This window comes from Hymenobacter roseosalivarius DSM 11622 (assembly GCF_900176135.1).
GTDB lineage: Bacteria > Bacteroidota > Bacteroidia > Cytophagales > Hymenobacteraceae > Hymenobacter > Hymenobacter roseosalivarius.
On sequence record NZ_FWWW01000057.1, the window covers coordinates 1 to 19140 of the forward strand.

General features: G+C 56.3%; 16 protein-coding genes. 6 read left to right on the forward strand and 10 right to left on the reverse strand.

What is annotated here, in order from left to right; genetic code table 11:
- Together B9A24_RS07960 and fabD are read left to right on the forward strand one after the other, a co-directional pair.
- A partial coding sequence (locus B9A24_RS07960) for a T9SS type B sorting domain-containing protein (protein ID WP_084444651.1) occupies positions 1-2794 on the forward strand: 2794 nt, incomplete at its 5' end.
- A gap of 219 nt (positions 2795-3013) precedes the next feature.
- Complete coding sequence (gene fabD, locus B9A24_RS07965; protein WP_084444652.1) at positions 3014-3898, forward strand: ACP S-malonyltransferase; 885 nt, start codon at positions 3014-3016, stop codon at positions 3896-3898.
- 75 nt (positions 3899-3973) lie between these two features.
- Here fabD and B9A24_RS07970 read toward each other — a convergent pair whose 3' ends face one another.
- From B9A24_RS07970 to B9A24_RS07980, 3 genes are read right to left on the reverse strand one after another with little or no spacing between them, the layout of a single operon-like run.
- Positions 3974-4618: a YIP1 family protein gene (locus tag B9A24_RS07970; RefSeq protein WP_084444653.1), complete on the reverse strand. Its 645-nt coding sequence runs from the start codon at positions 4616-4618 to the stop codon at positions 3974-3976.
- 48 nt (positions 4619-4666) lie between these two features.
- Complete coding sequence (gene folK / locus B9A24_RS07975) at positions 4667-5161, reverse strand: 2-amino-4-hydroxy-6-hydroxymethyldihydropteridine diphosphokinase (RefSeq protein WP_084444707.1); 495 nt, start codon at positions 5159-5161, stop codon at positions 4667-4669.
- Between the two features lie 13 nt (positions 5162-5174).
- On the reverse strand, positions 5175-6077 hold the full coding sequence (locus B9A24_RS07980; protein ID WP_234997081.1) for an alpha/beta hydrolase family protein: 903 nt from the start codon (positions 6075-6077) through the stop codon (positions 5175-5177).
- 122 nt (positions 6078-6199) lie between these two features.
- Between B9A24_RS07980 and B9A24_RS07985 the strand changes: the two genes are divergently transcribed.
- Positions 6200-7180 (forward strand): polyprenyl synthetase family protein, encoded by a 981-nt coding sequence (locus B9A24_RS07985; RefSeq protein WP_084444708.1) that lies wholly within the window; start codon positions 6200-6202, stop codon positions 7178-7180.
- Positions 7181-7204: 24 nt separating this feature from the next.
- Here the strand turns inward: B9A24_RS07985 and B9A24_RS07990 are convergent, their stop codons facing one another.
- Together B9A24_RS07990 and B9A24_RS07995 are read right to left on the reverse strand one after the other, a co-directional pair.
- Entirely contained in the window at positions 7205-7855 is a 651-nt protein-coding gene (locus B9A24_RS07990) for an HAD family hydrolase (protein ID WP_084444709.1), read from the reverse strand.
- A gap of 108 nt (positions 7856-7963) precedes the next feature.
- On the reverse strand, positions 7964-8275 hold the full coding sequence (locus B9A24_RS07995) for a hypothetical protein (protein ID WP_084444655.1): 312 nt from the start codon (positions 8273-8275) through the stop codon (positions 7964-7966).
- Between the two features lie 236 nt (positions 8276-8511).
- Between B9A24_RS07995 and B9A24_RS08000 the strand changes: the two genes are divergently transcribed.
- Complete coding sequence (locus B9A24_RS08000; RefSeq protein WP_084444656.1) at positions 8512-9900, forward strand: cytochrome P450; 1389 nt, start codon at positions 8512-8514, stop codon at positions 9898-9900.
- A 153-nt stretch (positions 9901-10053) separates the two neighbouring features.
- Here B9A24_RS08000 and B9A24_RS08005 read toward each other — a convergent pair whose 3' ends face one another.
- A complete protein-coding gene (locus tag B9A24_RS08005) occupies positions 10054-11340 on the reverse strand; it encodes a peroxiredoxin family protein (RefSeq protein WP_084444657.1) in 1287 nt (428 codons plus the stop codon).
- A 167-nt stretch (positions 11341-11507) separates the two neighbouring features.
- Here B9A24_RS08005 and B9A24_RS08010 point away from each other — a divergent pair, with 167 nt between their 5' ends.
- Entirely contained in the window at positions 11508-13802 is a 2295-nt protein-coding gene (locus B9A24_RS08010; protein ID WP_084444658.1) for an aconitate hydratase, read from the forward strand.
- Positions 13803-13897: 95 nt separating this feature from the next.
- On the opposite strand, the gene B9A24_RS08015 is transcribed toward B9A24_RS08010, so the two are convergent.
- The 3 genes from B9A24_RS08015 to B9A24_RS08025 form a co-directional block, all read right to left on the reverse strand.
- On the reverse strand, positions 13898-14257 hold the full coding sequence (locus tag B9A24_RS08015) for a cupin domain-containing protein (RefSeq protein WP_084444659.1): 360 nt from the start codon (positions 14255-14257) through the stop codon (positions 13898-13900).
- Between the two features lie 158 nt (positions 14258-14415).
- Positions 14416-14826 carry a hypothetical protein gene (locus B9A24_RS08020; protein ID WP_200813883.1) on the reverse strand — a complete coding sequence of 137 codons (411 nt, stop codon included), beginning with the start codon at positions 14824-14826 and terminating at the stop codon, positions 14416-14418.
- A gap of 260 nt (positions 14827-15086) precedes the next feature.
- On the reverse strand, positions 15087-15335 hold the full coding sequence (locus B9A24_RS08025) for a hypothetical protein (protein WP_143434831.1): 249 nt from the start codon (positions 15333-15335) through the stop codon (positions 15087-15089).
- Between the two features lie 237 nt (positions 15336-15572).
- Between B9A24_RS08025 and B9A24_RS08030 the strand changes: the two genes are divergently transcribed.
- Positions 15573-16046, forward strand: a complete 474-nt coding sequence (locus B9A24_RS08030; RefSeq protein ID WP_084444661.1) for a LexA family protein — start codon at positions 15573-15575, stop codon at positions 16044-16046.
- 188 nt (positions 16047-16234) lie between these two features.
- On the opposite strand, the gene B9A24_RS08035 is transcribed toward B9A24_RS08030, so the two are convergent.
- Positions 16235-19081, reverse strand: a complete 2847-nt coding sequence (locus B9A24_RS08035) for a S8 family peptidase (protein WP_084444662.1) — start codon at positions 19079-19081, stop codon at positions 16235-16237.
- Between the last annotated feature and the right edge of the window lie 59 nt (positions 19082-19140).

Consider the following 19140-nt stretch of genomic DNA (forward strand, 5'->3'; position numbering starts at 1 on the left):
CACGCCGACAGCCCAAGCCTCCCACATCCGGGCCGGCGATATACAGGCCAAGTCAGATACTACGTTGCCTGTCAGCGCTCGTAACCCACGGCGCATCTTTTTCAAGATGGTGCTCTTCACCGATAATGCGACTTCCAGCGTTGATGAAGATAAAGTAGCTATATTTTTTGGAGATGGCAGTTGTACAGGACCGCGTGAAATACCTCGTACTACGCTGCGTCAGGTATCGCCTGGCACCCAGATAAATGTCTATTACTTTGAGCATACGTATAACGCGCCGGGCAGCTATCTGGTTAGCTACATTGGAGAATTGCGCAATGCGGGAGTACGCAACATGTCGGACTCCAATACGCAAACCTTCTATATATCAACCCGCGTTACGATTGCCCCGGAGCTAAATATAAACAGGTCGCCGGTACTCAATGCGCCGGCTTATGATAAGGCCGGAGCCAATCAAGTATGGCTGCATAACCCTGCTGCCTTTGATGCCGACGGCGACTCTCTGGTATTTGAGCTGCGCCCAAGCCGGCAAGTTGCTAACGGCGTAGAAGGATCGATTAATATAGATAAATGTCGGCCTAATCCAGTTGAAACCACTAATTATCGGTTTCCTAACCTAACGGAGCCGCGTGGGGTGCAGGTGCCCTACTTGAATGCGCCGGGTGGTGGACTGTCAACCTTTACGCAAGATCGGCAGACGGGGCAGATCGTGTGGAATGCGCCCAACGTAGCGGGCATCTATAATTTTGCCTTCGCGGTCATGGAGTATCGACGCAGTGGGACAGGTCCGGCCCGCCTGATAGGGGAGGTGATCCGCGACATGCAGATTCTGGTAGAGCCTACCAACAACTTGCGCCCTACTATTACCGTTCCGGCCGACATCTGCGTGGTAGCCGGCACACCTATCACCCAAACCATCACGGCTACCGATCCGAATAATGATAAAATAACTTTAGCCGCTTTCGGGGGCATTTTCCCGCCGGCCACTTTTGTTCAAAATGCGACGGGGCCACCGCTGGCAAGCGGCACTTTCCGCTGGACGCCCCAATGCACGGATGTTGCTTCCGATCCTTACACCGTTCTTTTTAAGGCGGACGACCAACCACCGTCGGGAACTGTATTAATCGACGAAAAAGCGTGGCGTATCACGGTAGTCGGGCCGCCCCCGCAAAACCTGGGCGTGCGCGGCGAAGGCAATACTGCTATCCTGACCTGGGATCGGTATACCTGTACCAATGCCAGCCGGATTTTAATTTATCGGAAAGAAGGGCCATCTACCTTTACTCCTGGCCCTTGCGAAACCGGCATTCCGGCCAGCTCTGGTTTTGTGCAGGTTGGGTCAGTGCCAGTCGGGACGGATATTTTCCGCGATGACCGGGGCGGTTTAGGGCTGGAACGGGGCAAAAACTACTGCTACCGCATCTACGCGGAATTTCCGCGGCCGAAAGGTGGTGCCAGCATTGCCTCCGCGGAGGTATGCCTGAACTTGCAGGGTCGGAGTGCGGTACTGACCAATGTAACCGTAGATAGGACCGATGCCACAAATGGCGCTATTACGGTGCGCTGGACCAAGCCATTCAGCCAAAGCGGTTTTATCCCGCCCGTGGGCTACCGTTTGCTGCGTTCGGTAGGCACGGCCACGCCTACGCTGGTGCGCACTACTAATAACCTAGACGAACTATCGTTTGTGGATACCGGCCTGAATACGCTGGCTAATACCTACACTTACCGACTGGAGTTCTTCAGCAATGCGGTAGCCGGGCCGGGCTCAGCAGTGCTGACGGAAACCTCTACGGCCTCCAGCGTGCGGCTGGAAGGAACGGCTGATGTTAGCAACCCGAATCTTAACCGCATTACGCTGAACTGGACGTACGCCGTGCCGTGGAATAACGCGCTACGACCTACAACTATTTACCGACGCGACCCAGCACCAGGAAGTCAGTTTGTGCAGGTGGGCACCGTGACGGGCACCACCACCGGAGGCACATTTGTCGATCAGGGTACTACGGCTATCCCCTTGCGCAAAGGGCAGGTGTACTGCTATTATGTGGAAACGAATGGCACGTATAATAACCCTGATATACCTGACCCCTTACTGAACCGCAGCCAGGAAAAGTGTATCGCGCTGAATACCGTGCCCTGCCCGCCCGTGCTGACGCTGGTGCCTACCAACTGCGACAGCCTGGCGGCGCTGCCCAACTTCCCGGCGCCCAACCAGGTGTATAGCAACAAGCTGCGGTGGACCCTGGGCAACACGCCCGCCGATTGCAGCCGCGAGATTGCATACTATCGAATTCTGTATCGGGGGACGCCCGAGGGGCCTTTAGTGGCCATTGACTCCGTGACGCAGCAAAGCTACGTGGATCGGCTGGATCGGGATAGGCCGAACCGACCCGGCAAGGCCACTTTCGCGGGTTGCTACGCTATTCAGGCCGTTGATGCGGTCGGCAACCGAAGTGTGCTGAGCAACATTGAGTGTAAGGACAACTGTTTGTTCTTTGTGCTGCCCAACATCTTCACCCCCAATGCCGACCAGCGCAACGACACGTTCCGGCCAAAAGTGGCTAGTCCGATACGGCGCACGCGCTTCCAGGCCTTTAACCGCTGGGGCGTTAAGGTGTATGAAAGCGACCAAAACCCGTTAATTGAATGGGAAGGCACCAGCAACGCCACTGAAAGCAAGGGTGGCGTGAAGGTGACCGAAGGCGTTTACTACTACATTGCCGAGGTCGAATTCGCCGATTTCAACAGCACGAAGCGTACGTACAAAGGCTGGGTGGAAATCACGCGATAACTTATTCATCTTTAGGTAATAGGCGAAAGAAAAGGGCGGACCACATGGCTCGCCCTGCTCTTTTTTGGTCCGGGGTAAAATAGAGCGGTCGGGGGCTTTTTTGGGCTTACCAGTCAATTTGTGCAGCTTGCACGCCTGTTTTAATGGGGAAAAAGCTCCCCACAAGCAGATACTCACGAAATCCGTGTAACCCAAAAAATCCGTTCAAGTCCGCGATTTATGAAAGCAGTAGTTTTTCCCGGCCAGGGCAGTCAGTTTAGCGGTATGGGCCGCGACCTGTACGAGCAGCAGCCTACCGCCCGCCAGTTGTTCGACCAAGCTAACGACATCCTGGGCTTTCGCCTCACGGATATCATGTTCACCGGCTCCGACGAAGACCTGCGCCAAACCAACGTAACCCAGCCGGCCATCTTTCTGCACTCGGTAGCTCTGGCCGTCAGTTTCCCGGACCTGGTTCCCGGCATGGTGGCTGGTCATTCGCTAGGTGAGTTTTCGGCTTTGGTGGCGGCCAAAGTCCTGAAGTTTGAAGATGCCCTTCAACTGGTTGCCCAACGGGCGAAGGCCATGCAAGCTGCCTGTGAAGAGCAGCCCGGCACGATGGCCGCGATTCTGGGTCTGGATGATGAGGTAGTGGTGCGTATTTGTCAGGAGATCAGCCAGAACGGTGATACAGTGGTAGCCGCCAACTTCAACTGCCCCGGTCAGCTAGTTATTTCGGGTACCCAGCAGGGGATTGCAATTGCCTGCGAGCAGATGAAAGCCGCTGGTGCCAAGCGTGCGCTGCCCCTGAGTGTCGGGGGGGCTTTTCACTCGCCGCTTATGCAATCAGCGGAGGCGGCCTTGGCCCGCGCCATCGAAACGACACCTTTCGCGGCTGGTATTTGCCCGGTGTACCAGAACGTAGACGCCGCTCCGCACCGCGACCCCTACGAAATCCGCGAAAACCTCGTGCGCCAGCTAACCGCTCCCGTGCGTTGGACCCAGCTTATTCAGCAGATGGCTCAAGACGGCGCCACGGAGTTCGTGGAGTGCGGACCGGGCAAGGTATTGCAGGGCTTAGTGAAGAAAATTGCCCCCCAGGTGGCGGCAAGCTCGGCTGTTTAGAAAGTAAGCTCATTCCCAATGGAAACGGCCAGTTATGATAACCGGCCGTTTCCATTGGGAATGAGCTTACTTTATTTAGCTGATTAGCATGCTTATAATCACGCCGAATATGGCAATGTAACTAAGTGTGTAAATCAAGATAGGCAGGTAGAAAAACCATATTCGGGCTTTCTTAGGGTCAGCATCTGTGACTGCTAAAACACCCTGGTAACTAACATATACCGAATAATATACGGCTGTGAGGATGGCCACAAAGGTTGCTAAGCTCACAACAGTAGTATCAGCGTCTGGTTCATAAGGGCGCTTCTGAATACAAGTCTCAATCAATGCCGAAAGTATAATGACACTGCTGGAGATAATGCCTGAGTAAAGATATAAGTAGCGGGATTTGGTGAAATCTGAGCTTCCGTTAGCCCACTTAAGGCGAACATTATAAAACCAGCCCCCAATTAGATACACAATATAGCCACCAATAATATCGATGCTGGATATAAGCCAGAAGCCGCTCCAGTAATTAAGAAAGTCTATCTGATCCAGTTTCCCTTGTAGATCATATTTCACTAGGCGCTGGTCTACTTTATCTATTCCATACCCCAAGCCAAAAACAAGGAATACCCAGGCTGGGGCATCTTGCTGACCGTACGTAGAACGGAAAAAAGCGGCAGGATTTAACACAAGATCAGTTATCGACCCTTTTGATAAAGTAGAATCTGGGTGCATTGCGAGAAGTATAATGAGCAGTAGCAGCAACACATAAACGTGCCAGCTTTACCCATTAAGTACCGCCTGCACATCCAAAGTATCGGGGCAAGCTGCCAACAATTCCGCTACCGTTTGACCGAGTACCGGATGTACTTCCGCTGCCGCGATTTCAGCCAGCGGCACCAGCGCGAAGCGTCGCTCCGGCAGGCGCGGGTGCGGCACCGCTAATCGGGGCGAATCCAGCACCAGCGCATCATACAGGAGAATATCGACATCCAAGGTGCGGGCATCCCAGCGCACGCGCCGCTCCCGCCCGGATAGCTGCTCCACGCGAAGGCAAACATCCAAGAGCACTTCGGGGGGCAAATCCGTGTGCAGCCGCACTGCCTGATTCAGAAAAGCTGGCTGCTCGGATAAGCCCCAGGGTGCCGTTTCGTACAGAGATGACGCGGCAACGACGGTACCCGCCAGCTCGCCGAGCTGTCGCACGGCAGTGCGCAGAGTGGCGGCCCGGTCGCCGAGGTTGCTGCCGAGCAGGAGGTAAGCCGTGTGGGTAGTCAAGGTGCTGGCCAAGCTATTCGATGCCTTTGAAAAAGGCTATCGTACGGTCAGCTACTTCCTGGGCTAGAGTGGGCAGCTGGTCTTCCTTCCAGGGATGCTTGCCGCCAAACATATGTCCCGCGCCGGGCAGAATCACTAGCTCGGCGTCGGGTTTCCAGCTTTTCAGGTCGTGGGCCATGCTCACGGGCAGGGTTTCGTCCTCGTCGCCGTGTAGAATAAGCAGAGGCTGCCGCAGCTTTTCGCGCACGTTCGTCGGAATATCCAGGCGGTCTTTATTGGCTTTAAAATCCTCTGCCAATTGATAATAGAGTGGCATTCGCTGGCCGGTGCGGGTATTATCGATGTACTGTACGCCCTCTGCCTGCCAGCGCTGCATTACCTCCGCCGACCAGCGCTGATCAATATCGCTGATGGGTGCCCAGGCGGCCACGGCCCGCACGCGCGCATCTTCGGCCGCCTTGAGCATCGCCAGTCCGCCACCGCGGCTGTGGCCTACCAGAAACAGACGGCTCAAATCCATTTCGGCGGGCGGAATAGCTGCTTTGCCGGGCCAGTAAAGGCTGTCGAGCAGAGCGCCCAGGTCGTCCAGCTCCAGGCTGAAGTTGTTATTGCCGAAGGCTTCCATGTCTTCCAGGTCGCCGGTGCCGCCGGGCACAATACCGTTGTGCGAGAGGTTGAGCTTGACAAACACAAAACCCTGGCGCGCAACGTAATCGGCCAACACATTAAAATGGCCCCAGTCTTTAAAGCCTTTAAAGCCGTGCACAAATATGATTACCGGCTTGGCCTGGCCATCGGGCAGAAAGTGGGCGTCGGCGGCAAAGGGCCGGGTATGGCGGGCGCAGGTTAATAAGAACTCAACGGCGGTAGGAGAGAGGCTGGGGGGCATTTTGGTACCAATTAAGGAGAGTAGCAAAAGTAAGCTACGAAATTTGCCCCCCACAGAGTTAGGATGAACAAAGCGGAAGGTCAGCGCCGTGCTAGCTGGTTAGGAAACCGGGCGGCGGCCGCGTATCATTGTGGCGCCCAATGCCCCGCATGAAAGGAACGCTCGACGTGATACAGGCCCCGATAGCGGCCGAAATGGAGGAATTTGAACGCAAATTCCGGGCTTCGATGCAAACTAAGGTGCTCCTGCTCGATAAGATCATGGGCTACATCATCAAGCGCAAAGGCAAGCAGCTGCGCCCGATGTTCGTGTTCTTTACGGCCAAAATCAGCGGCGGCGACCCGCTGCCCGAAGCTACTTTTCGGGGTGCGGCCCTCATCGAACTGCTGCACACGGCCACGCTCGTGCACGATGATGTGGTGGATGAGAGCAACTACCGCCGCGGCTTCTTCTCCATCAATGCGCTCTGGAAAAACAAGATTGCCGTGCTCGTGGGCGACTATCTGCTCTCGCGCGGCTTGCAGCTGGCGCTGGAGCACGACGATTTCGATCTGCTCAAAATCGTGAATAATGCCGTGCGGGAGTTGAGTGAGGGCGAGCTTTTGCAAATTGAGAAAGCGCGCCGCCTCGACATTACGGAGGATGTGTATTTTGACATCATTCGCCAAAAAACGGCTTCGCTCATCGCTTCCTGCTGTGCCGTAGGGGCCGCCTCGGCCGGGGCCGACAAAGAAACCATTGAGCGCGCCCGGCTTTTTGGCGAGAAAGTAGGCATGGCTTTTCAAATCAAAGACGACCTGTTCGACTTTGGTACCGATGAAATTGGCAAGCCCGTGGGCATTGATATCAAAGAGAAAAAGATGACGCTGCCCCTCATTTACTCCTTGCAGCAAGTCGATTGGCTGACCAAGCGCCGCGTTATCTTCAACGTGAAAAACAACGACGGCCGCAAAGACCGGGTGCAGGCCGTCATCGAGTTCGTGAAGAAAACCGGCGGCCTCGACTACGCTATCCGGGTGATGGAACGCTACCGCGATGAGGCGCTGACCATCCTGCGTACCTTCCCCGATTCGCCCTCCCGCGATTCGTTGGAGCAGCTCATTAACTACACGATTGAGCGGGAGAAGTAAGCCTGACTCTTGGGAATTAGAGAATTAGAGCAGCGTTTTCATAATCGGATCATGAAAGTCGGCGGCGAAATGGAGCACATTATCCAAGACAGCAAACTCCGACTCCTGATGCGTGGTGGTCAGTACTACGGTTGGCATGCCCGCGTTGCGGGCAGCCTCTACGCCTTTGGGCACGTCTTCGAAGACGATACAGTCGGCGGGCGCAACGTGCAGCGCATCGGCTGCTTTGAAAAACGTTTCGGGGTGGGGCTTGCTCAGCGTTACATCGTCGGCGCTGACCACAGCTGTGAAATAGTGGCGGATATGCAGGTTATCCAGCACAAAGTCAATATTGAAGGGAATGGCCGCCGAGCCGATGGCCATCGGTATATGGCGTCGGTGGGCGTCGGCCAGAAACTCCGCCAAGCCTGGCAATAACCGTAGATGCGGCCAAAACTCCTGCTGGTAGCGCTTTTCCTTTTCCAGCGCGTAGCGCTGCATTTCTGCCTCCGTAAACCTGTCCGGGCCGAAGAGGCGCACCAGTACTTCCTGGTTTTTGCCGTACATCTGCGGCTTGACCTCTTCCCAAGTAAAATTGCCCCCCAGGTCATTATTAAGCAGGTATTGCCAGGCGCGGGTGTGATACTCCATGTCATGGATCATCGTGCCGTTCAGATCGAAAATGAAAGCTTTCATTTGAGGGGTGAGGTCCACTCAGCACTACGCCTGCCGGGTGCCTAAGAAAGCAGCCGGCAGGCGTAGTGCTCAGAGAAGAGAAAAATCAGAGCTTTTACATAGTAAGGGTTACGCTTCCGGCTCGGCTACCTGATAGCTTACGCTGTCCGGCTTTACTTCCGACACATCAAACTGTACACCTTCGAAGGTGCTGCGCACGGTAAGGGAATGAGTCATGTCGCAGCTGGGGCACTTTATTTCCTCAGTTTCGAACTGACCGTCGTCTTCCATGGAGTTGGCCAGCAGATCGGGGGCCGGCACCCCAATCAGGTCGGTGAAAACTTCGGTGTTGCAGTGGTTGCACTCAAATTTGAGGCCTACCGTGCGGCCTTGGAGTTCATCGAGAGGAGCGAGGGTGCCTTGTTTTTGCTGAATCCACATAGGAAAGTAGGGTTTGGTTTTGGAGAAAACTAGGGAGCGGCAACGGTAGCGCCACATAATGGGCACTGTTAGGCAGGTGTACGCAGGGCACGGCGTTTTGTGTTGCTCTTCGCCAAAAAGCCCCCCAGCGCAGCGCGCAAAGCCCGCCACTGAAGTGCGGGAAGATTCAACCCATTTTTCTGCGAGCAGAAAAGCCAGGTAGGCCGTACTTTGAAGTTTATTTAACCAGCTTGTGTATGCCTGCTCCTTCTTCCACTGCATCTGCCTTTCTGCCCGTGGTGCCACGCCTGCGGTCATTGCGCAACTCCATCACGCTGGCGGCCAACCCGATTCCGGTGCTTGATACTTACCTCAACACGTACGGCGACACCATTGTGGTGTATCTGGGGGGCATTCGGCGTACGGTGCTCACCCGCGATCCTGGCCTGGTACAGCATATGCTGCAGAAAAACCACCGCAACTACCCCAAGTCCGACTTGTCGCACGGCGTCGCGCGCTACCTCGGCCACGGCCTGCTCACCAGCGAGGGCAGCTACTGGCTCCGGCAGCGCCGCCTGATTCAGCCCGGCTTCCATCGCCAGCGCATAGCTGGCCTAGTCGCGCTTATGCAGACCGAAATAAATGACTGTCTGGAGCCGCTGGAGCGCCAACTAGCCAAGCAGGGCGGCTTTGTGGAAGTAGCCGTGCACGCGCTAATGATCACGACGGCGTTCCGGATTATCGCCCGCTCGGTGTTTAGTAATAGTCTGGCGGAAAGGCAGTTGCACAGAATGGCCGAGCTGCTGACCGCTATTCAGGCCTTTTATGTGCGCACCGTGCGGCAGCCGTATCTACGGCCCTGGCAGCACGCCAGGGGGCAATTTCGACGCCACGACCAGCTGGCAGCCGAGCTGCGGGATATCGTGCGCGGCTACATCCGTCAGCGGAAGGAAGCCAGCGGCCCCGTACCCGACGACCTGCTGCAAATGCTGCTCGATGCGCGCTACGAGGACAACGGCGAGCCCATGACCGAAGAGCAAGTACTCGACGAGGCGGCTATTCTGCTGGTAGCCGGCCACGAAACCTCCGCCAACGCCTTGTCTTGGATGTGGTATCTGCTGGCCCAACACCCGGAAGTAGTGACCAAACTGCGCACCGAAATAACCCAGGTGCTCGGCGACCGGCCCGCCACCTTCGCCGATTTGCCTGGCCTGGGTTATTCCCTGCAAGTGATTCAGGAAACTATGCGCCTCTACCCGCCTGCCTGGATTCTGGACCGCGTGGCTCAGGAAGATGACACCTACAATGGCCTGGCGCTGCCGAAAGGCACGCTCATCTCAGGATATTTGTACGGCATTCACCACTCCGCCAAGCTCTGGGATGAACCCGAAGCCTTCCGCCCCGAGCGCTTCGGTCCCGACCAGGTTCGGCAACAGGTGCCCTACGCCTACATTCCCTTCGGTGGCGGCCCGCGCCTGTGCATCGGCAATCAGTTTGCCCTCACCGAAATGCAGCTCGTGCTCCTGGAAATGCTGCGCCGCTTCGACGTGGAATGGGTTGAACAGCCAGCTATTGACTTGATGCCGCTCATAACACTCCGCCCGCGCCAGGAAATAAAAGTCCGCTTTAGGCGGCACAAGGCCTAACGAAAAAGAGCATTCGTTTTTGGGGTCACTCGAACAGTGTCTCCTCGCGTTGTTTAATTGAATGGCGCTACATCAATCGTTCAACGAGAAGACACAAGTATGTGTCTCTACCCCGTTTAAGCCGTTTTAGCGGCAGAGCCTCAATGCTGGCGCTTACTCCTTCACCAGCTGATCAATCGTCTGGTTGAAATCGGCCACGAACTCCTCGTAATACTTGCCCGTGCCTGGTCCCGAAAAGCCGGTGTGAATCTTCCGCACTTCCCCTTTTTTATCCAGAATAATGGTAGTGGGAAAGGCTAATACTTTATTGATTTGGGGCAATGCTTTCCCGGCCGCGTCTTTATCGGCAATGCCGGCCACGGCCAGGTCGTAGCCTACATTCAGACGCTCTTTCATTTTGAGGAGGCGCTGGGAGGCTTTTTTCTGGTCGGGGCTGCGCTCAAAGCCGAGGCCAATTACTTCTACACCGCGGCTCTTGTTCTTCTCGTACCAGGGAGCCAAAAAGTTGGTTTCGTCCATGCAGTTGGGGCACCAGGAGCCGAGCAACTGCACCACCACTACTTTGCCCCGGTACTTGGGGTCGGAAGGGGAGATGGAGCCGCCTTCGTAGATGTTGGGAAATTTGAAGTCGAGCTTCTTCTCGCCGGGCTTCAGGAAGGTGAGCGAGTTGGCGTCGGGGAGCTTGGCGTTAGCGTCGAGCCTGGCGGTCCAGGTTTCGTGGCCGCTTTTGCCGCTGTAGAAGTCGCCGTTGATAATAGTATTGGTGCCGCTGTTGCGCGTAGCGACAAATAGGTACCCGTGGTTTCCGTCGAAAGTAGAAAGCTGAAGCATATCGCCATTCACCTGGCCATCCAGATACCGATAATCACCGGTAGTCGTAAGGAAAGTGCCGGTTACGTCGCTACCGTTCTGCTTGAAGACGCCCACCGCGGGATATGTCTGGCCTTCATCATCTTTGAAGGTTACGCTCCAGGTGCCGTCGAAAGAACGCGACGTTTCAGAGGCGGCGGGGAATGATTTTTGCCCCCCAGCCGTCGCCGCGAACGGCACCCGGTACGGCTCCGGCGCATCGTACTTCACCCAAGCACCCTTCAGCTTATCCGCGCCATCGGCCCGCACCACTAAGGCCGCGTCAAACACACCCAGCGTAATCGTCGTTGAGTCGCCGGCCGTGGTAATTTCGTCGAGCTTTAGGCGCTCCTCGCCGTTGCGCAGGTACACCACCGATTTGCCCCCCACGGCTTCTACATCAAACAAAAACGGAATTTCCTGGCCCTGAGCCGAGAGCACGCCGCGCCAGGTACCGGGCTTAAGGGCGGAGGCAGATTCATTTTGCACGGCAGCGGTATTTTCGGAGGAGGAATTGGATTGGCAAGCCGCCAGGCCTACGGTCAAGGCAGCACTTAGTACCAACGAACGAAATGCGAAAGAAAGAGTCATGAGGAGGGGCAAATGCAGGAGAAATCGAGACGCAAACCGTGGAGGTAATTTTAAGTTTTACCTATGTAGACTCGCAAAGATAAAATGTATGCACCGCAACGCCGGCCGCCTATATTTGCGTACTGCTTCTAAGAAGCCTACCACTTTACCCTTTTTCCCTCCCGACTATGGCGTTTGACTTAGAAATGATTCAGGCCGTGTACGCTGGTATGGGCGAGCGCATCGAAGCCGCCCGCACTGCCGTTGGCCGTCCGCTTACTCTGACCGAGAAAATTCTGTATTCCCACCTCTACGGCGGCAACGTACAGCAGGCCTACGAGCGTGGCGTTTCCTACGTCGATTTTGCCCCCGACCGCGTGGCCATGCAGGATGCCACCGCTCAGATGGCCTTGCTCCAATTCATGCAGGCCGGCAAAGACAAAACTGCCGTGCCCAGCACCGTCCACTGCGACCACCTCATTCAGGCCCGTGTAGGTGCCGATTCCGACTTGGCTCAGGCCAACGAGGAAAACCGTGAGGTATATGATTTCCTCGCTTCTGTTTCCAATAGATACGGTATCGGCTTTTGGAAGCCCGGCGCCGGTATTATTCACCAGGTAGTACTCGAGAACTACGCTTTCCCCGGTGGCATGATGATCGGGACCGACTCGCACACGCCAAATGCTGGCGGATTGGGAATGATTGCCATCGGCGTTGGCGGGGCCGATGCCGTGGACGTAATGGCCGGCATGGCCTGGGAGCTGAAGTTTCCGAAAGTTATTGGCGTGAAGCTGACCGGAAAGCTCAGCGGCTGGACTTCAGCCAAAGACGTAATTCTGCGTGTGGCCGGCATCCTGACCGTGAAAGGCGGCACGGGTGCTATTGTCGAGTATTTCGGGGAAGGTGCCAATAACCTCTCGGCTACCGGCAAAGGTACCATCTGCAACATGGGGGCTGAAATCGGGGCTACCACCTCGGTATTCAGCTACGACGAGAAGATGGCGGATTATCTGCGCGGCACTAGTCGGGCCGAAATCGCGGACCTCGCCAACGACGTGGCCGCGCACCTACGCGCCGATGATGAGGTGTATGCCAACCCTCAGGACTACTACGACCAGCTTATTGAAATAGACCTGAATACGTTGGAGCCCTACGTGAACGGTCCGTTCACGCCGGACGCTGCCTGGCCAATTTCGCAGTTTGCCGCCGCTGTTCGCGAGAATGGCTGGCCCGCCAAGCTGGAAGTAGGTTTGATCGGTTCGTGCACTAACTCCTCGTACGAAGACATCACCCGCGCCGCTTCCATCGCCGGCCAGGCCGTGCAAAAAGGCTTAACCGTGAATGCTGAGTTCACCGTAACGCCCGGCTCAGAGCTGGTGCGCTACACCGTGGAGCGCGACGGTCTGCTCGATACCTTCGCCCAGATGGGCGGCGTGGTACTGGCAAACGCCTGCGGTCCGTGCATCGGCCAGTGGGCGCGGCACTCCGACGACCCGAAGCGCAAGAACTCAATCATCACAAGCTTCAACCGCAACTTCGCCAAGCGCAACGACGGCAACCCCAACACCCACGCTTTCGTGGCCTCGCCTGAAATAGTGACGGCCTTCGCCATTGCTGGCGACCTGACGTTCAATCCGCTCACCGACACGCTGGCCACCAAAGACGGCCGCCAGGTGAAGCTCGACGAGCCCACGGGTGTAGAAATGCCCCCTCAGGGCTACGACGTAGAGGATGCCGGCTACCAGGCCCCCGCCGAGAATGGCTTGGGCGTACAGGTACTCGTTGACCCGGAGTCCGAGCGTCTGGAGCTGTTGGAGCCCTTCAAGCCCTGGGAAGGCACCGACCTGAAAGGGTTGCGCCTGCTCATCAAAGCCCAGGGCAAATGCACCACCGACCATATCTCGATGGCTGGCCCGTGGCTGAAATATCGTGGTCATTTGGATAATATTTCCAACAACATGCTCATCGGCGCCATGAATGCCTTCAACGGCGAGGCAAATGCGGTGAAGGACCAGGTAACCCAGGGCAACCCCTACAATACGGTACCCCAGGTAGCCCGTACCTATAAATCGATGGGTATTGGAACGGTGGTAGTGGGTGATGAGAACTATGGCGAAGGCTCTTCGCGTGAGCACGCTGCCATGGAACCTCGTCATTTGGGCGTTCGGGCTGTTATCGTGAAGTCGTTTGCCCGCATTCACGAAACCAACCTGAAGAAGCAGGGCATGCTGGCCCTCACCTTCGTCAACAAGGCTGACTATGACTTGATCGAAGAAAACGACACCATCGACATCATCGGTCTGACAAGTTTCGCCCCCGGCAGCCAGATTCAGGCCCGCCTGCACCATGATGATGGCGATACGGATTTGATAAACCTGAACCATACCTACAATCAGGGTCAGATTGAATGGTTCAAGGCTGGCTCGGCACTGAACCTGATTCGGTTGAAAGAGTCAGGCGCGGCTCAGATGTCGCAGAAGTAGCATTTTGTTTGCATAAAAAAGCCCCCCCAGATCTATTCTGGGGGGCTTTTTTATTTAAGTTTAACACCGCGTATGGGGTGAGTTAACCGTAAGGTTTATAAAACCTCCAACTCCTTGCGGGTCCGCTCATTTTCCACGTTGCCGGTATTCAGGGTGGTTTTTGGCTCAATCATCATAATCCAGGTTTCGCCTTCGGTGCGGGGGCGGTGCTCCACGCCTTTCGGTACTACCAGCAGTTCGCCGGGCCGTAGCGCCACAGTTTTGTCGCGAAAGTCCATGAGCAGGGTGCCCTGCACCACAATAAACAGCTCGTCCTCGTGCTGGTGGCTGTGCCAGATAAACTCGCCCTGTACCTTGGCAATCTTGATGTGCTGGTCATTCAGCTCGCCAATGATGCGCGGATTCCAATGGTCATGGAACTGCGCAAATTTTTGATTTAGATTGATGGGCTCCATAGAAAGAATGTTAATGTTTGGTTAATCACAGCAATGAATCATACCAATTCAGACAAGCAAATAAATCAGCAGTCAGCGGTATCCACGATGTAAGCGAAGGCTATCATTATGGTTTGTGGATCTGAAGCATAGCTGGCGCGAGGGAATCGTTGAACAAACTAAATGGTTGCTACTGGCTCCAAACGCGCTTCCCGTGGCTTCTGCACCAGGTAATAGTAGAGCAAAGTAAAGAGGCCCAGCAGAAAAGGAAGTAGCGCCATGTGCTTACCCGTAACGTTGCCCCACACCCGGACGGCTTCGAAGTTGAAAAACTCGCTGATCATCCAGTAGGAGTTGGCACTGATCCAGAACACGATGGCCAGATTATGGGCTAGCTCAGCCTTGATGGTGCGAGTGCGCCAGGTAATAATTAGGGCGATACTCAGCGTGGGTATAATCATGCTGAGAGCCAGGGGTTTCCAAATAATGCACCAGCCAATATCTTTCAGTAGCCAGAAGAGAATATGCATGTTTTCCATGCGGCGGTAAGGAGCTGGAATGCTGTAAACCTGTTCGGTGGGCTGGTCCATAAGGGGATAATTGTCCCCAAATATATTCTTCGAAATGCTGGTTGGAATTAAGCAGCGAAAAAAGGGTGTCCTGCTGCGCTACCTGAAAGCAATGGCCGCCAAGTGAGTAGTGTTCGGGTTTCGTGTAAATGCCCTCAGCACGAAACTGCTCGCAACACGATTAGCCGGCTGCCAACAAACCCCCAAAAAGAAAAACGGCTGCTCCCGAAACTCGGAAACAGCCGAAAGCCTAAGGTGGGGTGAGGAGAAATACTGGCCAGTTAATTAAGCCACACCTGTGCCACCATTTCGAAGCGGTGGGGGGCAAATGCGCCGTAAGGACGCTCGGCGTAGAAGCCGAGAACATGTACCTGGGGCTGCCTCGTACGCGCGTTCGGAAGCACACGCACCGGATACACCTGCTGCGCCGTAGGCCAGTCGCCGATGTAGTCGGTGGGGCGGCGGCTGTCATCCACGCAACGGGCGTATTGTTGTACAGGAAGCGGAGTAGGGAGCTTTACTTTCGACATATACAAAGATACTAATTTTTCTGATAAACTAAATATATTAGTCTGGTCTTTTTAGGTGAAATTTCTATGAAGAGCCAACAATTTAAACGTTCTATGCTACGAAAAACGGTTATCTAACTGCTAAAACCTGGTGCTAATCAAATTGTTTAATTAAGCTTTTAAGGTAGCTAAGCGGAACTATTTACTAATTTATTTAGTAAATAGCACCCTGGGTAGGTACAAGCCGCCCCCTAGCTGATGAGTGCTGTTCTGATCTATGATTTCCCGCTGGAGAGCCTGAACCTCGAGCTACCATTTTATGCCTGTCCGATACCGGCTGGCTTCCCCGCGCCCGCCGATGACCATCAGGAAGCGGCCCTCGACTTATCCCGCCATCTGTTTGCTAACCCCGCCGCTACCTTTCTGGCGCGCGTCACGGGCGACTCTATGGTTGGGGCTGGCATTTATCCCGGCGACCTGATTGCCGTTGACCGTGCCCTCGCGCCCACCGATGGGCATATCGTGGTGGCGGTGGTTGATGGGGAGCATACGCTGAAGCGCCTGCGCCTGCGCGGTGACCGCACTTGGCTCGAAGCCGAAAATGAGGTCTATCCGGCATTGGAGCTGCTGGCGGGGGCACGGCTGGACGTGTGGGGCGTCGTGACGCATGTTATCCACGCGCTGATTACCAGGAAATCGGCTTTGGTTCGGTCGCTGCCGCCGCGCCCATAGCAAGGCATCGGAAGACGCCCTGTATTTGGCGTGAATACATGATGCAGCTAGTCAATAAACGAAGCTTAGCCAACCCTGAGCTTGTTTAGCCACGCAAAGAGCGCCCGGTTTTGCCGGGCGCCTTTCTGGTTTTTACACAGGTGACAGGGGAGCTACTGGCGGCACTCTTATTGCCTGCGAGGGGAAGCTTAGCGCCGAACAACTACCCGCCGCTGCAAATTGCCCCCCTGGCCACTGAGTTGAACCACGTAAAGGCCAGTAGGCAGCTCCGTCAAATCCAAGTCAGTGATAGGTTTGGTAGGGGAGAGGTTTTGGTGCAGCAGCACCTGGCCGAGCGCGTTACGTACGGTCAGCTCTTGGGCGCCAAAACCAGCGGGCACTTCCATGCGCACCTTGCCGCTGGTTGGGTTCGGATAAAGCTGCCACGCCGTAGGAGCGGCCGCCATGCGGGTCGGCAGCACCACCGCTCGGTACCGCGTCTGGGCCGCCGTAGCGGCCGCTCGTATATCCAGCAAAGAATTGCCCCCCAGTAAGGCGAAAGCCACCTTGATGGAGTCGCCGGGGGCCAATGCACCTAAGCTGGCACCAGCTACCTGCGATACGTCGCTGCCGGCTATGGCGCCGGCCGTGCGCTTGGCGGTGCCGCTGCTGAGGGCGGCAAATTTCTCGGCCGTGCTGAAGCCATTGCCCATCGTAACGGCTTCGTTAGTCACGACCTGGTTATCAATAGCATAATACGTTGCCGTGCCGCCGCCCAAGTGTTTGACGCCTGTGTACTGAGACGAGGAGCCGAAGGCGCGCACGTAGCCAAAGCTGCCCACCGCATCCCACTCCGCTAAGTTGCTGCTAATGGCGGGCGGCAAATCCCAATCGAGGTAAAGGCCCGCGTGCAGCGACTTGAGCGTATCCGGCGTGATGTTGGTGAGCTGATATTCCAGCATCACATAGTCGCGGTGCGGGGCATCGGCCCAGGCAGCAGCCCGCTGCCGAACGCGTACCCCCACCGAGGCCGCGCCTAACTCGCCGGCGGGTCGCGAATTCTGGAAATTAGCCTCTCCCTCCTGCGTAGCCCGAACCGGCTGAGTCTGCAAGGCAACTTGGCTGAGGGCTTGAAAGTCATCGTCAATCCGCCACCGACCCCCACTGCTTTGGTCATTGTGTATCCGGTCGGCAACGCGGGTAGGTGAGGTGCCCACCAGCAAACCACCCTCTGCCAACAGCGAGGGGCTTTCCTGGTACGTTACACCTGCGCCCACACTAGAATACGCGTCGTCGTAGGCCAGATTGCCGCGGCTATTCAAGGAAACACGCAGGTTGCCAGCGTCGAGCACCACGTAATCGGGGTTGAGCACTACCTCCAACAACTGCTCATCGGTGTAGCCGTCGGTACTGGTAAAGGCGTAGCGTAGCGTGGCGTGGGTGTTGGGTGGCACCGCGACGGCCACCGTCAGCAAAAAGGGCGAAGCGGTATTAGTAGCGCGGCCCAGCGTCATCATGGAGCCCACTGAAAACGTGCCACTCTGCACACTTAGGTAAGGCGAAAGCGAGGTGAGCGTGACCGTGAGCCCTGCTATTGCCCGGAGCTGATTTTGCAGCTCGGCAGTGAGGCGTAAGGCTTCGTTGGGGCGAAAAAACGTGCGCTGGGGGGCAAATCGGCTGGCTACCACGCGTACCTGATGCCGATCAGTGAGCGCCACGGCGCGGTGCACATTCAGGCGGCCCGTGCCCAGCTTTCCGCGGAACGGCGCATTGGCCGCCAGGCTATAAATATCATCCGTGGTTTGCCGAAGCTGCGCGGCCACCTGCACGGCCGAGTATTGCGGGAAGCGTGCCCGTACGAGAGCGGCCGCGCCCGCCACGATGGGGGCCGCGAAAGAGGAGCCCCGCACCGCCGCGTAAGAACTATCACCCACATACCAGGCAGTCAGAATGTCGCGGCCCGGCGCCGAAAGGGTAACGTGGGTGCTGTACGTGGCATCCTGGGTATCCTGGGCGGTAAGAGCCGCCACCGAGAGCACGTTAGCATAGCTGGCCGGGTAGTAATCCGACTCGCGGCCATCGTTGCCGGCAGCCGCCACAACCACGGCATCGCGGTTGATAGCGGCGTAGTTAATCACGTCCTGCTCGTACTGCGACTGCCCCCCAACCGAGCCCCAGGAAAGATTGATAATCCGGCAGCCGTGGTCAGCGGCGTATACTATGGCCTCGAACCCGCCGCCAAACGGCCGGCCGGGTCGGTTAGAGAATACCTTAATGGGTAGTACTTTGCACCGAAAGCCCACGCCCGCGATACCCTTTTTATTATCGGGACGGGCGCTGGCGCAGCCGGCTACCATCAGACCATGGTCGAAGGTGGGCCGGATGGCCGGGTCGTTGTCCTGGTCGGCAAAGTCCCAGCCGCGAAAGTTATCTACGTAGCCGTCACCGTCATTATCAATACCATCAATTGGATCGGCATAGTTGTATTTTATCTGGCCCTGCATGTCCTGATGGGAGAACAGCATGCCCGTATCCAGTACGCCAATGACGATGCTGGTATCGCCCTGCGTAACATCCCAGGCCCGGTAAGCCTGAATTTTCTTTAGATAATACTGACCATCGGCGCGGGTAGAGTCGGCAAAGGGGTCGTTGGGCTGGCGCAGGAGGCCACGGTCGTAGAGCGGCTCGGCATACTCCAGAGTGCCCGTTTGAAGCAGAGCAAAGCGGGCTTTTTGGAGCGAAGCAGTGGGCGCGAACCACACCTGATATACCCCTCGCAGGTCCACGGAGCCGGGCTGGTAGGCGGTGGGTGGAAGTGCCCGCGGAAACTTCTGCTCCACTTTTGTAGCACCCAGCATCCGCAGGGCCGCGGCGAGCTGGGGGGCTATTTCGGGCGGTAGCGCGCCGGTAGCGGCTGATTTAAGCTTAAAAACCAACGTGCCTGACTGAGTATCTGGCTCCGAGGTTTGAGCTTCGCCCGGCTGCGCTTGTGCCGCCAGCGGTAGCCCCAGGCTGGTACTTAGCAAAAAGATAAAAGCAAGTACTTGTGACTTCATACGCGGGGTGCAATAGGGGCTATTCGGGGCGGATTACGTAAATTTAGGCTCTGCAAAGT